This window comes from Sphingorhabdus sp., assembly GCF_050921905.1.
Lineage (GTDB): Bacteria > Pseudomonadota > Alphaproteobacteria > Sphingomonadales > Sphingomonadaceae > Sphingorhabdus_B.
The window spans coordinates 1,370,587-1,384,679 of the sequence record NZ_CP050888.1; the positions used below are offsets into that span (position 1 = coordinate 1,370,587).

General features: G+C 54.4%; 11 protein-coding genes. 6 read left to right on the plus strand and 5 right to left on the minus strand.

Going from position 1 to position 14,093, the window contains the following annotated elements:
* Positions 1–50 precede the first annotated feature (50 nt).
* The 4 genes from HEQ18_RS06455 to HEQ18_RS06470 are packed head-to-tail and all read left to right on the plus strand — an operon-like array spanning position 51 to position 3,568.
* Positions 51–1,160, plus strand: coding sequence for an MlaE family lipid ABC transporter permease subunit (locus HEQ18_RS06455; protein ID WP_432814089.1), 1,110 nt, complete (start codon positions 51–53; stop codon positions 1,158–1,160).
* Positions 1,161–1,163: 3 nt separating this feature from the next.
* Positions 1,164–1,985: an ABC transporter ATP-binding protein gene (locus HEQ18_RS06460; protein WP_432814090.1), complete on the plus strand. Its 822-nt coding sequence runs from the start codon at positions 1,164–1,166 to the stop codon at positions 1,983–1,985.
* Positions 1,986–1,994: 9 nt separating this feature from the next.
* Positions 1,995–2,975 (plus strand): MlaD family protein, encoded by a 981-nt coding sequence (locus HEQ18_RS06465; protein ID WP_432814091.1) that lies wholly within the window; start codon positions 1,995–1,997, stop codon positions 2,973–2,975.
* Positions 2,972–3,568: an ABC-type transport auxiliary lipoprotein family protein gene (locus HEQ18_RS06470; protein ID WP_397605807.1), complete on the plus strand. Its 597-nt coding sequence runs from the start codon at positions 2,972–2,974 to the stop codon at positions 3,566–3,568. The genes HEQ18_RS06465 and HEQ18_RS06470 overlap by 4 nt, the downstream gene beginning before the upstream one ends.
* Here HEQ18_RS06470 and HEQ18_RS06475 read toward each other — a convergent pair.
* Entirely contained in the window at positions 3,544–4,623 is a 1,080-nt protein-coding gene (locus HEQ18_RS06475; RefSeq protein WP_432814092.1) for a class I SAM-dependent methyltransferase, read from the minus strand. The genes HEQ18_RS06470 and HEQ18_RS06475 overlap by 25 nt on opposite strands.
* Positions 4,613–5,479: a prolipoprotein diacylglyceryl transferase gene (gene lgt, locus HEQ18_RS06480; protein ID WP_432814093.1), complete on the minus strand. Its 867-nt coding sequence runs from the start codon at positions 5,477–5,479 to the stop codon at positions 4,613–4,615. Before lgt ends, HEQ18_RS06475 begins: the two co-directional genes overlap by 11 nt.
* Positions 5,480–5,554: 75 nt before the next feature.
* Here lgt and HEQ18_RS06485 point away from each other — a divergent pair, with 75 nt between their 5' ends.
* A complete protein-coding gene (locus HEQ18_RS06485) occupies positions 5,555–7,252 on the plus strand; it encodes a class I adenylate-forming enzyme family protein (protein ID WP_296201197.1) in 1,698 nt (565 codons plus the stop codon).
* 37 nt (positions 7,253–7,289) lie between these two features.
* Complete coding sequence (locus HEQ18_RS06490) at positions 7,290–10,049, plus strand: [protein-PII] uridylyltransferase (RefSeq protein ID WP_432814094.1); 2,760 nt, start codon at positions 7,290–7,292, stop codon at positions 10,047–10,049.
* 92 nt (positions 10,050–10,141) lie between these two features.
* Here HEQ18_RS06490 and HEQ18_RS06495 read toward each other — a convergent pair whose 3' ends face one another.
* The 3 genes from HEQ18_RS06495 to HEQ18_RS06505 all read right to left on the minus strand — a co-directional run bounded on the left by HEQ18_RS06495 (position 10,142) and on the right by HEQ18_RS06505 (position 14,093).
* Complete coding sequence (locus HEQ18_RS06495; RefSeq protein WP_432814095.1) at positions 10,142–11,263, minus strand: OmpA family protein; 1,122 nt, start codon at positions 11,261–11,263, stop codon at positions 10,142–10,144.
* A 160-nt stretch (positions 11,264–11,423) separates the two neighbouring features.
* Entirely contained in the window at positions 11,424–11,873 is a 450-nt protein-coding gene (locus HEQ18_RS06500) for a DUF2793 domain-containing protein (RefSeq protein ID WP_432814096.1), read from the minus strand.
* A 39-nt stretch (positions 11,874–11,912) separates the two neighbouring features.
* A complete protein-coding gene (locus HEQ18_RS06505) occupies positions 11,913–14,093 on the minus strand; it encodes a phage tail protein (protein WP_432814097.1) in 2,181 nt (726 codons plus the stop codon).

Consider the following 14,093-nt stretch of genomic DNA (forward strand, 5'->3'; position numbering starts at 1 on the left):
AAAAGTCTACAGGCTTGTGATAGTTCCCATAATAGGCCAGTTATAGCATCATGGCTAACTCTGCCGAATTCACTGTTGAAGTGCTGCCCAGCGGGCAAGTTCTCCGGCTCTCCGGTACCTTCGCCATTGCGTCAATTGGTGATGTAGACCGCGGTTTGCGTGACATTAGCGGCCCCGTTTCTGAAATCGACATTTCCGGCGTGACCCATATGGACACCGTCGGTGCTTGGCTGGTCCATCGGACCGCTAAGGAACATAATGCGCAGATTACCGGCTGCGCAAATGACGCGGGCCGCTTGATTGATGCTGTGCGCGGTGTCGATCAAGCCGAAGTCGTCGCCAAACCACCTATTTCGTCGCTGTATCGCTTTTTGGCCGAAGTTGGTGGCGGCGTTGTCGTCGGCATAACGACGCTTTTGCAATTCCTTGGCTTTGTCGGGCAAGTGGTCAAAGCGTTCTTCAGTCTGCTGATGAACCCGCGCCGCTTTCGCTGGCACGCGGTGGTTCAGCATTTCGACATGGTCGGCGTCCGGGCGCTTGGCATTGTCGGCCTGATGAGCTTTCTCATCGGCATTGTCATTGCACAACAAGGCGCAGTGCAGCTTCGCCAATTTGGTGCAGAGGTATTTACTATCAACCTGATCGGGCGGCTTACGCTGCGTGAACTTGGCATATTGATGACCGCGATCATGGTTGCGGGCCGGTCCGGATCTGCCTTTGCAGCTCAGATAGGAACGATGAAGATCACAGAAGAAATTGACGCCATGCGCACGATCGGCGTTGTCCCCGTAGAAGCATTGGTCGTGCCGCGCGTGATCGCCGCAGTGGTCATGATGCCCTTGCTGGGTATTTTTGCCTCGTTAATGTCCATCATCGGCGGCGGGTTGTTATGCTGGATTGTCCTCGATATCCCGCCGGCGACCTTTGTTCAGCGATTGCGCGAAGTAACGCCGATAACCGATTTCTGGGTTGGCATGGTCAAGGCCCCGGTCTTCGGCGCAATCATCGCGATGGCTGGTTGTTTTCAGGGGATGCAAGTCAAAGGAAATGCCGAGCAGGTCGGGTTAAGAACAACCGCTGCCGTCGTACAAGCCATTTTCCTTGTTATCGTCCTCGACGCATTTTTTGCAGTATTCTTTAGCGAAATTGGTTGGGATTAAGCGATGAACCCACCCAACATCATTTCCGTAACTGGCCTGTGCAATAGCTTTGGTGACCAAGTCATCCATCAGGATCTCGACATCGAAGTCCGCCGTGGCGAGATACTGGGCGTCGTTGGTGGTTCGGGAACGGGCAAATCGGTGCTTATGCGCTCGATCATCGGCCTGCAAAAACCAGATTCAGGCGAAATCCGCGTCTTTGACGAAGGCATGATTGGTAAGGAAGAAGACCAGGCAACCGACGTCCGGCGACGCTGGGGCGTCTTGTTTCAGGGCGGCGCATTATTTTCGACCTTAACTGTCGCGGAAAATGTGCAGGTGCCCTTGCGCGAGTTTTACCCGGATTTTAGCAAAGAGCTGCTCGACGAAATCGCGCGCTACAAAATCTTCTTAAGCGGCCTTCCACCAGAAGCTGCGCATAAATATCCATCCGAGCTATCGGGCGGAATGCGCAAGCGTGCCGGTGTGGCGCGGGCATTGGCGATGGATCCCGAATTGTTGTTTCTGGATGAGCCGACCGCAGGGCTTGACCCCATCGGCGCTGCCAAATTCGACAGTTTAACCCGCGATCTGAAAGAGACGCTTGGACTGACGGTCTTTTTGATTACGCATGATCTTGATACGCTATATTCCATTTGTGACAGAGTGGCCGTTTTGGCCGATCGGAAAGTTATAGCCATAGGTGCGATTGAAGAATTACTGGCCATCGATCACCCTTGGATCAACGAATATTTCAGCGGCACACGCGGTCGCGCGGCGCGGCGCGGTCACAGCGACCAAAGCAACACCCCACGTGCAAAGACGCAGCAGCTAGGAAGGTCATAAGGCAGTACGATGGAAACCAAATCCAACTATGTGATGGTGGGCGCTGTCACGCTTTTACTTCTGGCGCTGCTGGCGGCCTTTACCGTTTGGCTTTCGCGGACAAGCGATGGCGACAAGAAAGAATATGACATATTCTTTCAGCAATCGGTCAATGGTTTGGCCAAGGGCTCGGGCGTGTCCTTTTCCGGTGTTCCGGTGGGCCAAATTGAGAGCATCGAGTTATGGGAGCCCGATCCGGAATTCGTTCGGGTGCGCATCAGTATCAAGAACACCGTACCCGTGCTTCAAGGAACGACAGCGACGATCAACGGCATCGGTTTCACCGGCGTCTCGGAGGTCCAGCTGGATGGTGCAGTTAAAGGCGCGCCTGCACTGGATTGCCCTAAGGCAAATCCAAAGACCGCTTGTCCCACAGGCGTGCCAGTCATTCCGACAAAGCCAGGCGCTTTGGGCGAACTGCTCAACAACGCGCCTTTGCTTTTAGAACGGCTGTCGACGTTGACCGAGCGGCTTACCAACATATTGTCCGACAAGAATGAACAGTCCGTCGAACAAATTTTGGACAATGTGGAGAGCATTTCGGGAACATTAGCAGACCAAGGACCCGACTTGCGTGCAGCGATCCAGGAATCGCGCATTGCCCTGCAAAAGGCAGGCCTCGCCGCGGATGAGATCACCAAAATGGCAGGCTCAACCAATAAGCTGCTCGACAGCGAAGGTCGCCCGATGCTGGATGAATTACGCAAAACACTGCGGTCCGCAAATGGCAGCCTGGCAGCGTTGGAAACGACCTTGAACAAAGCGAACCCTGCGATTGAAACTTTAAATACCCAGACTTTGCCCGAAGTGACGCAACTGGCGCGCGACTTAAGAGACTTGTCGGGATCGTTAAAGTCCGTGACCGAGAAAGTGGACCAAGGCGGCATAGGTAGCGTCGTCGGCGCGCCCGCCTTACCCGATTATAAACCCGGCAGCAGGAACCCAAAATGATGTTCAGCAAAATCTCCGGCCCACGCTTATATGCGTTACCTCTCATCATGGCCCTTGGTGCGTGCGTCAGCTTCGGCGGCAAGGCACCAGTCTCGATGCTGGTCCTGACAGCCGACAATGTCGTGGCTGCCGGAACTGCGCGTTCAGCGACTGTCGCCGAAGCCTTGGTTATCCAGATCCCGCAAGTTCCGCGCAAGCTGGATAATAATCGTGTACCGGTTCAGATTGACGCCAGCAGCATTGCCTATCTCAAAGACGCATTTTGGGCCGATAAACCCGCCCGTTTGATGCAGATGTTACTCGCCGAAACCGTGTCGGCGAAGAGCGGCAATCTTGTGCTCAATGAAGTGGACGCAGGCGGCAAGGCAGTCCGGATTTTATCGGGAAGCCTGCTGGAATTTGGCATTGATGCCGCAACCAATGAAGCCGTTATTGTCTATGACGTGGTCAAAATCATACGCGGCAGCGCAACCGAAAAGCGCCGGTTTGAAGCACGGCGGCCCGTCACCGCCATTGCACCCGCTCCGGCAGGCGCGGCTTTAAATGCCGCCGCGAACGATGTGGCGGGTCAGATAGCTGACTGGGCGGGGTAAAGACCGAACCCCTCCGGTTGCGGCCAACCTTGGGTATAAGTTGCCAATATCTTGAATAATGCCCCCATGGCGTCTGGTTCGACCAACCGGTTACGTGCGGCGGTGATGTCTGCGGCCCTGTCGGGATTGGATGCGGCCAAATGTTGCGCGCGCTGGTCAATTCCAAGACCCAAAAGCCATGCGCCTTGGTCGCTTGGTCCGGCCAACATAAGACCACAGTTTTTCGCGCAGTTCGACAATTCAAAAAAGTCGACATGCGCTGTCAAATCAACCTGGCCTGGATTATTGAAAGGATCGGCATATTTGTGGCTCTGAACCGCTTGCAAAGTGTCGCCCAACGCGGGCTGGGTATAGCCATAGTCGATGATCAACATCACCCCGCCTTGCTTTGCCAGCCGGTCCGAAAGCTGATGCATGATCGAAGATGCATCGGGACAGATTTCGTAAATACTGCCCACCGCGGCAGCGCGAAATTGTTCGGGGATGAGGTCATCGGTCGCGCAAGCGTCGGCCATTGCGGCAAAGCCCGCCTCAATATCGTGCACAACGACCCGCTCCCGCCAACCGGCTTGCGTTGAAACCATCTGCCGGACGGGCAAAGCGTCAAAAAACTCGTTTGCCACCACGAACAAAGGCGCATCGGTCGGGAGGCTTTCCAGATTGTCATGGAAAATGGCGTCCGGCACTGCCTGCAACTGCTTGGCGCGCATGGCCGGGCTGTTTTCTACAAAATGGACCGCTGGTTCCCAACCAAAACGCTGCATTGTTCTCAGCGCGTCTGCCGCCAAAGTCCCACGGCCAGGGCCAAGCTCTACATAGTGGCAGGTGGCCGGACGATGGCGTAACCACATGTCGCTGAGCCAAATGCCCACCATCTCGCCAAACATCTGGCTGATTTCTGGCGCCGTGATGAAATCACCGTCTTTGCCCAGCGGGTCAGCGCGACCATAATATGCGGTGTTGGCAACACGCATATATTCGGCAACACTGATGGGTCCTGATGCCTCTATCTGTTGCGTAAGGCGGACTGCAATTTGCTTTGTATCAGGCGACACTGTTACTGTCGGCCATTGCCTGAGCGCGCTGCCTGCGGGCACCTGCTGTGAACAAGAGGAACAGTCCCATTAATATCATCGGAATGGTTAGCCACTGCCCCATGCTCAGGCCGCTTGTTTCCACCAGCCATTGAAGCTGCTGGTCCGGCTCCCTGAAAAACTCGATGGAAAACCGGGCTGTGCCATAAATGATTGCGGCCATACCCGTCAGGAAACCAGGCCTATACCGCGCATTGGTTTTCCAGAATAATGGCCATAAAATTGCGGCCATCAACAACCCTTCAAACACAGCTTCATAAAGCTGGCTCGGGTGCCGGGGTAAATCACCGCCATTGGGAAAGACGACGGCCCATGGCACGTCAGTTACGCGGCCCCAAAGTTCATCATTCACGAAGTTCGCAAGGCGCACGAGAAATATCCCAAAGGGTACGACGCAGGCGACATAATCACAGACACGCAAGAAAGAGAGATCATGCTTGCGCGCCAAAAGCCAGAGAGAAAATATGATGCCAATCGCGCCGCCATGAAACGACATCCCGCCTTCCCAGAGTTTGAGGACATCAATGGGGTTCTGTAAAATGGACGGTTGGTAGAATAAGATATAACCAATACGCCCACCCAAAATGATACCCAATGTGGTGTACAGGATTATGTCATCGGCTTGCTCACGTGACATTGGCGCACCGGGACGTGCGAGCAATTTCAGCAACATCCAATAGCCAAGCACTATGCCAACGAGATAGCCAAGCGAATACCAACGGATCTGAAAGAAGCCCAAATCGAGCGCAACCGGACCTACGCCAAGGTCTGTAAACTGAATAAAACCAGCAGCCGTTGTAATAATCTCGAATGACACAATATTTCCTCAGGATATTTTGACATTTCTATAGAGCCAAATAGAATACGCACAAAGAGTTTAGGAGAGAATCACATGCCGTCGCAGTTAGACCTTGCAATCGATGCCACCATTAACCGGCTCATGGCCGATGATGGCCCCTTGGCCGTTACCTATGCCCAGAAAAACGGTGTCCAAATGCCCGTTTTCGCCAAAGCGCCGGGTAACATGGCCGACTATTTCGCATTTTTCTGCGCAACCCACGCCAACAAGGAATTTTTGGTCGATGGTGATATCCGGTTAAGTTTCGCAGAGACTTATGGAGCGGCGCGCGCCTTGGCAGGTGGCCTTGTTGAAGGCCACAGACTGCAAAAGGGGGAGCGCGTTGGCATTGCGGCGCGCAATTCGGCCAATTGGATCATTGCCTATATGGCGATTGTGATGGCCGGCGGCGTTGCCACTTTGCTCAATGGATGGTGGCAAGGCGGGGAGCTGGCCGAGGGCATTCGCATGGTCGGCTGCCGCTTTGTTCTGGCCGATGAACAGCGCGCCGCGCGGATGGCCGGACAAGATCTTGGCAGTTGCGAAATCCTCATCATCAACCATGATTCCCGGCCCTTGGATGGCTTATCGGTTATGACCGCGCAAGGTGGCGGCGCGGCAACAGCGCTGCCAACGCTAGATCCGCTCGATAATGCCACGATATTATACACCTCTGGCTCAACCGGGCAGTCAAAGGGGGCTGTGTCAGACCACCGCGCTGTCGTCCAAGGCGCAATGAGCTATGTGGGGCAAACACTTGTCGTCTTCGAGCTTATGTCCGCCAGCGGCCAATCTATGCCAGCGCAGCCCTCCGCTCTGGTCAATGTCCCATTGTTCCACGTCACCGCGTCGATACCCTTGGTACTGCAAAGCTTCGCCATTGGCCGCAAGCTCGTGTTGATGCCCAAATGGGACGCCGAAGAGGCGATGAGGATCATTGAAAAAGAACGTATCACCTATTTCGTTGGCGTTCCGTTGATGAGCATTGAGCTGGCGACGCACCCGGCCCGGCACAAATATGATTTAACAAGCTGCACCGCATTTGCCGCTGGCGGCGCGCCGCGCCCTGTCGAGCATGTTAAGAAAATCCGCAAGGAAATGAGCTGGGGTTATCCATTATTGGGCTACGGACTCACTGAAACCAACGGCGTTGGCTGCGGCAACTTCAACGACAATTATCTGGCAAAGCCAACCAGCACGGGCCCTGCGACCAAGCCACTCGTCGAGGTCCAAATGCTGGGCGAGGACGGCAATGTCTTGCCGCAAGGTGAACGTGGTGAAGTCGGCATTCGGACGATTGCCAATTTCAATGGTTATTGGAATAACGAAGATGCCACACGCGACGCCTTCACCGCCGATGGATTTTTCCGGACCGGCGACATCGGCTATCTCGACGAAGACGGCTATTTATTCATCGTCGACCGCAAGAAAGATATCATCATCCGGGGCGGCGAGAATATCAGTTGCCCCGAGGTTGAAGCGGCGGCCTATGAGCATGACTCGATTGTCGAATTGTCGGTATTTGGTATCGCTGATGACAAATATGGTGAAGTTCCCGGCATCGTCTATCAGACAAAGGACGGCGTCACGCTGACAGAGGATGAGTTGAAGGCGTTTTTGGCGCCTCGTCTTGCACCCTTCAAGATTCCTGCGCATTTCTGGCAAGTTGCCGACCCCCTCCCCCGTCTCGGGACGCAGAAAATCGACCGGGTGACGCTGCGACGCGAATATAATGCCAAAATATCTGCTTGATGCTGACATGATGCCTGATCGCGACTAAGGTCACGTGATGGCATCAGCAGCAGAACGGATATTTAAGCAGCGCGACATTATCGACCGGAACGCGCTTGCCGAACAAATTGAAGGCATCGTTCGCGAATGCGAGGCCCAGGCGCGCCGTCCACGCGTTGTGGAGATATTGCAAACGGCCCTGGCCAGCGGTCGGGCCGAAATTCAAAAACGCCTAAATGCGGCGCCTTCTCAAGGATATCGCGCGTCGGCTGAGCAAGCATTTCTTGTCGATCAAATCGTGCGGCTGATCTACGACTATGTCACTGTTCATGCATATCCCGCTGCTAACCGCTCCGCATCCGAAAGGATCGCAGTTTTGGCAGTCGGTGGATATGGCCGCGGAGAAATGGCCCCGCACAGCGACGTCGATATCGGCTTTGTAACACCTTTCAAGCGCAGTTCGTGGACCGAGCAGGTCGTAGAAGCGATCCTCTATTTGCTCTGGGACCTTGGGTTGAAGGTTGGCCAATCGAGCAGGTCCCTCGATGAAACCGTAAAGATGGCGCAAGAGGATTTGACCATTCGCACTGCTTTGCTTGAAAGCAGGTTTGTTTGGGGCGACCGCGGCGTTTACGAAGAGGCTTCGTTGCGTTTCTGGAACGAGGTCGTTGCAAATACAGCATCTGATTTTGTCCGTCTAAAAATGATCGAACGCGATGATCGGCACCGACGCATGGGTGACAGCCGATATGTGGTCGAACCGAATATCAAGGATGGCAAAGGCGGGCTGCGCGACCTCCACACCCTCTACTGGATTGGAAAATATATTCACAAAGTGTCAGCCGCGTCCGAACTTGTCGACGTTGGCCTGCTGACAATTGATGAATATAACAGGTTTAGAAAAGCCGAGAATTTCTTATGGGCGGTGCGTTGCCATATGCACAATATCACCGGACGCGCGGAAGAGCGCCTGACATTTGATCTGCAACGCGAAGTTGCAGAGCTTATGCAATTTGCTGACCGCCCCGGACGCTCGGCCGTTGAACGGTTTATGCATTATTATTTTTTGAATGCAAAAACGGTTGGTGACGTGACGGGGCTTTTCCTGGCGCATTTGGATGAAGCCATGGCCAAAAAAGGCAGGCGGTACTTGCCCAGTTTTATCCGGAAACCGCGAAAGCTAAACGGCTTTCAACTGGATCGTGGTCGCTTAGCGCTACCCGATGAAGGGTTTTTTGCGCAAGACCCCGTGCGCTTGCTCGAAATATTTCATTTGGCAGATGTGCATGAATTGGAAATCCACCCGCTGGCCATGCGCGCCGCACAGAGGGATGCCCGGCTGATCGACAAAGTATTGCGACGGGACCCTAGGGCGAACGCGCTTTTTCTCGAAATTCTGACGTCTCCGCGCGACCCGGAAACGGTGTTGCGCTGGATGAATGAATCTACCGTCTTTGGTAGGTTTATGCCCGATTTCCGCCGTGTCGTCGCGCAAATGCAGTTCGACATGTACCACCATTACACAGTCGATGAACATTCGATCCGCGCCATCGGTTTGCTGGCCGATATCAACAGGGGTAAGTTAAAACAGGATCACCCTCTGTCTACAGCAATGGTGCAACAGATTGTCAGCAAGCGCGTATTGTTTGTTGCAACGTTGCTCCACGACATTGCGAAGGGGCGTGGCGGTGACCATAGTGTGTTAGGCGCTGAGGTTGCCGAAACCTTATGCCCACGGCTTGGTCTTTCACCAGCCGAAACGGAAACCGTTGCTTGGCTCGTCCGTTATCATCTGTTGATGTCGGCCACCGCGTTCAAGCGGGACTTGGCAGATTTTAAGACTATCCTGGATTTTGCCCAGGCCGTCCAGTCACCCGAGCGGTTGAAGCTATTATTGGTCTTGACCGTCGTTGACATCCGCGCCGTTGGACCGGGCGTTTGGAATAGTTGGAAGCGACAGCTTTTGTCAGACCTGTTTGAAGCTACCGAAGAAGTGCTGCGTTTGGGACACAAGCAACGCGGCCGGGACGAACGGATTGCCGCGAAAAAAGCGAAGCTGGGGCCCGCGTTGCGGCTGCCTGCCGACACATTCGCTGCTTTTGCCAAAACGCTTCCCGACGCTTATTGGATCGCGGAGCCAGATGACATCATTGAACGCAACGCCCGGCATCTTCTCTCCAATGCGGGCACGGGCCTTGCCATTGATGCGTGTTTCTATCCCGATCGAGGCGCGACGCTCGTGACGGTTTTTGCCGCCGACCATCCAGGATTATTTTACCGCATAGCGGGCGCCATTCATCTGGCGGGCGGCAACATTATCGATGCGCGAATCCACACCAGCAGCGACGGCATGGCGGTTGACAATTTCCTTATACAGGACCCGCTGGGTCGTCCGTTTCAGGAGCAAAGCCAGTTAAACCGGCTCAAGCGCAACATTGAAGATGCGCTCACCAACCGCGCGCGCTTAATGACTCAACTGGATGCGAAGCCAAAAGCGCTCCGCCGGGCCGACGCCTTTAAAATCGCGCCATCGGTGCTGATTGATAATCAAGCTTCCAACCGGTTAACAGTGATCGAAGTGAATGCGCTGGATCGGCCCGCCTTGCTCAACAATTTGGCGCTGGCGCTGTTTGAATCCAAAGTGACATTGCACAGCGCGCATATCGCCACGTACGGAGAACGCGCCGTTGACACTTTTTATGTGACGGATTTGTTCGGCAGCAAAATCGAAAACAAAAACAAGTTAAAAGCACTTGAATCTCGGCTTTTGGAAGCCGCAACAGTGAAGCCGCGCGTAAAGGCAAAGGCTGCGGCTTAAAATCTGCACTGCCATACGCTGTGTCATGCAGGCCACGCAAAAAAGGCCGGTCTTTCGACCAGCCTTTTTTTAACCTGAAATCAGATTGGGAATTACATTCCCGAACCTGGACCGTAGGATACTTCCACGCGACGGTTTTGCGGTTCACGCTCACCATCTGCAGTTTTGACCAATGGTGCAGTTTCACCGAATGCTTCAGTGGTGATTGCGCCAGATGATACACCCTTGGACTCAAGATACGTACGAACGGTGTCGTTACGACGCTCTGAGAGACCAACGTTATACTTTGCAGTACCCGACTTATCGGCGTGACCTGCAAGCATAACCTTCGCGCTGCCACAGTTCGAATATTGCGCAACGGCATTATCGAGAACCGAGGCTGCGTCTGGACGCAGGTTCGATTTATCCCAATCGAAGAATACGATATAAGGACCTGTGTTGCACACCGGCGCAGGTGGCGGCGGTGGTGGCGGTGGTGGCGGTGGAGCCACATAAGGTGGCGGCGGTGGTGGTGGTGCCACTTCAACCGGCGCAGGTGCGCCGCCGAAGTTGTAAATCAGGCTGCCCATCAAGCTGTGCGAACGAAAGCGTGTGTCCACTGCACGGCCAAGACGATCAACCAGATTGACCTTGTCCGCGTTAAAGAAACGATACTTCAGTCCCACATCCCAGTTGTCGCTCAATGGCGCGCGAACGCCAGCGAGCGCTTGCCATGCAAAACCCGTATCTGAGTCATCAAGGAATGATGGTGCTGCGAAAACGGTCTGCACGTCTACTCGTGCAACACCAACGCCGCCACCAACAAAGCCCTGAAGGCCATCGTCGTCACCGAAATCAAACAATCCATTGACCATGAAGCTCAATGCACTCGCGTCACCCGCTACGGCATATGTACCGCTCGATGCCAAAGTCGTACCCGCGCCGCTCGTGATCTGCGGTGACTGGCTGTTAAACCCAGTCACATCAGCCTGACGATACGACACTTCTGATTCAAGACGGAAACCGCCAAAATCATAGCCGACTACGCCGCCGACATCATACCCCTTGTCTGTGTCTAATGTTGCCGCATCATTCAGGGCACCAATATCCAAAGCAAGGTCTTCTACTATCATGGCACCGCCATCAACTCCGACATACCACTGGTTGTCGCGGGCCAAAGCCGGTGACGCCAGAGCAGTAGAAGCGAGCGCCAAACTTATGGCTAACTTACGCATCAACTTTCCCCTTTTCTATCTTAGGAACGGAAATTCGAGAACGCTGGTTTAACAATTCTGTTCCATCGATGCAAGTCGCTATGTCTCTATACTGTTGCCAAAATGTCGCCATTTTCGGCGATTACGCATAATATTTGTAACGTTTTCCGGCATTCTCGGCTTATGTTGCCAATATGCCGATCAGCCTGAAATAATTCAAAATCGCCGCAAGTGCTGCGCGCGCTTCGCTGTCGACGACAGCGCCAGCCGTTGGATTGGGCACCGAAGGTGCGGTTGTCCATTGGCCCGATATGTATAGGCTGTGACGCCGTGTATATCGGTTCCAAAGCCGCATTCCTTCATGGGGAACGACAAAGCGCCAACTGCCGCCAATCCAATAGGCAATCTGACCAGCTTTGTTTGCCCACACACCCGTTGGCACCCCACTTATGATCCAACATTTCCCAATATCATCATCATTGACGGCGGGCGGAGCCGGCAAGGCAGCTTCAACTGCCATATGCAGCAGCGCATCAATCATAACGAGCGCTTCATTGTGCGTGATTTCTTTCTGCGCCTGCGATACTGCCAAAAGCGGCAGGCGATAGCGTCCAGTTTCTAATGCGGGCATATATCCTCCAAGTAAGATGAATTGCGCCAAACTTACCGATCAATTCAAACCCAAGGTCAGCGGGCCGGACTGCGCAAAACGTCCAATTTGCTGCACTTTAAAAATGACCAAGCTGTTTTGCAGCACCCCTAAAGCGTCCATTTCGCTTGCCGAAATGTGCAGGTAATTTTCGGTCACCGTCCATTCACGCAACATTCCGTCATCGATGTAAAGCCCGACGCGGTAGCTTTCCTGATCCTCGGCTTGTGCTTGGTCAACGCCACCCACCCAGCCCAGATCAAGCCGCGAGCGGCGTTTCCAGTAAAGATCAAAATTTCCGCTACCGTCTTTTACCACGCGGCCATGAACGGGCGGCAGGGGCGTAATGGCCATTCCCTCTGCAACAACGACTGTTGTCACTGGTGCGACATCACCAAGTCCCTGCGCATCCAGTGTAACCGTTTGCCCGACCTGATAAGCGTTTTCCGATATAATACGTGTTGAGGGCGCATCTATGAGCACAATTTGCGCACCCGCAGCGTGCGCAGGTGCATGCATAACAGACGAGGAAACGGCCCGGCTGAATCGCGAAAGTCGGTAGCTTTTTCCGCCTAAGGCCACAATGCGCCCGACGCGCACAAACTCCCCATCGATCCAGAATATCGGCGCGTCAACCGCCAAAGGCGAAGTGTCACGGGTCGCAAGATTCATGGCCGCGTGCAGCAGCACGATATCAAGCATGCTTGCCTTATCCAACAAAAACGGGTGATGCGCACCCATTGCATTTTGCGTATTCCCCATCACCGCAGGCAGGGCAGTCGTCCCAAAATCCGTCCATTGATCATCCGTTGAAAGCGAGATCGCGGCCCGTTTCCATCCCGCTTCTGTGCCTGCTGCAAATAACGCCAAGGTCGGTTTATGCGGATCGCCGCCCGGGACCAAAGGCAAGTCGAAGGCCAATATTCGCGTCTGGCCAATCGGCTGATCCGCAGAAGGCACATGCCGTCCAGCTTCGCCGGCCAAGGCACCGATTGCCATATACTTGGGTAACGCCTTGGCCTTGATGTACGTCGTTCCCAGACCGACTTCAACCTCTGAAATTTGCCACTTCCGGTTATCGGCTGTCCGGAAATGATCGCCGGGCCGGTAAGAACGACCCGACGCTGCGGCTGCCCCGGACCAGACATGGGACGCATAGCGGACATCGCTGTCTTTGGCCTCAACGATGGCCTTGGCAGCGCCAGCGCGGAGCACCGCAGGTAATTCCAATCGCATGTCACTCCGGCCACCTGCGTCACTATTGCTTTGCTGAATACCTGCCTGATAATCGCGCTCTGCGTCATAATAACGCAGCGAGACATGGACCGGAATATTGGCCGCCGGTGGCATGGCATGTTTTGGTTTTTCCAACGCACGCCCATTTTCTTCAACCGCAATGTCGATGCTGTGGACAAAATCCTGCTGCACGCCGACATCCCGGATAACAAGATGGCTGTCGCAAACGACAAGTTCCAACGGACAACTATCCAAAATCGGCGCAACAGCTTCCCTCACGCTCGCGCCGGCAACGGCAAAGCCAATAATCTCAAGCCCGCTTTGGGTCGTAATGTCGCCATTCGAAACCGTTGTCAGCAAGGCGGATAACGCCAGCGGCTCGTCGCGTTCAAAAATCTCGAAGGTGAACGACGGTATGCGATTGCCAAATTCGGCGAGCTGGAGATCTTCGAAAACAACATAAGCTATGCCGCGATGTGCAGGGCATTGCCCATGCGCCTCGGCCGAGGCCAATAAAGGATCGCGCGGCTGATTTTCCTGACCTTCATGCACACGCATCTGGGCATCAATTTTAAAGTCATCATTTACACCACGGATAAGGTTGCCATCAGCCCATATGCGGCCAATGCGCGCGATTGGCCTGCTCGATAGCGCCACGGCAAGGCTGACGCGGTAGCTGTAATTCACCGTTGAAGGCCGCCCCTTGCCACCACCGCTTTTCGTCCGCTGTTCAATCAAATCTGTGGACCAGATGACGGTGCCCGCTACCCGCATGGCGCCAAATATACCGGGGATTTGCGAACCATAGCTGGATGTCTGGACCGCCAGTTCTTTCAGCCGGCTCCCCTGTCGGGCAGGCGGCGCGAATATTTCTGCATCGATCTGTTGGCCAATGAAAGCGCCAATCGCGCCGCCAATCGGTCCACCAATCGCGGAACCTACGGCGGTCAAAACAAGCGTTGCCAT

What these genes read in the sequence shown, in the direction of transcription:
- HEQ18_RS06455 (WP_432814089.1), top strand. Translation starts at nt 51, where the DNA reads ATGGCTAACTCTGCCGAATTCACTGTTGAAGTGCTGCCCAGCGGGCAA.
- HEQ18_RS06460 (WP_432814090.1), top strand. Translation starts at nt 1,164, where the DNA reads ATGAACCCACCCAACATCATTTCCGTAACTGGCCTGTGCAATAGCTTT.
- HEQ18_RS06465 (WP_432814091.1), top strand. Translation starts at nt 1,995, where the DNA reads ATGGAAACCAAATCCAACTATGTGATGGTGGGCGCTGTCACGCTTTTA.
- HEQ18_RS06470 (WP_397605807.1), top strand. Translation starts at nt 2,972, where the DNA reads ATGATGTTCAGCAAAATCTCCGGCCCACGCTTATATGCGTTACCTCTC.
- HEQ18_RS06485 (WP_296201197.1), top strand. Translation starts at nt 5,555, where the DNA reads ATGCCGTCGCAGTTAGACCTTGCAATCGATGCCACCATTAACCGGCTC.
- HEQ18_RS06490 (WP_432814094.1), top strand. Translation starts at nt 7,290, where the DNA reads ATGGCATCAGCAGCAGAACGGATATTTAAGCAGCGCGACATTATCGAC.
- HEQ18_RS06495 (WP_432814095.1), bottom strand. Translation starts at nt 11,263, where the DNA reads ATGCGTAAGTTAGCCATAAGTTTGGCGCTCGCTTCTACTGCTCTGGCG.
- HEQ18_RS06500 (WP_432814096.1), bottom strand. Translation starts at nt 11,873, where the DNA reads ATGCCCGCATTAGAAACTGGACGCTATCGCCTGCCGCTTTTGGCAGTA.
- HEQ18_RS06505 (WP_432814097.1), bottom strand. Translation starts at nt 14,093, where the DNA reads ATGGCAACGCTTGTTTTGACCGCCGTAGGTTCCGCGATTGGTGGACCG.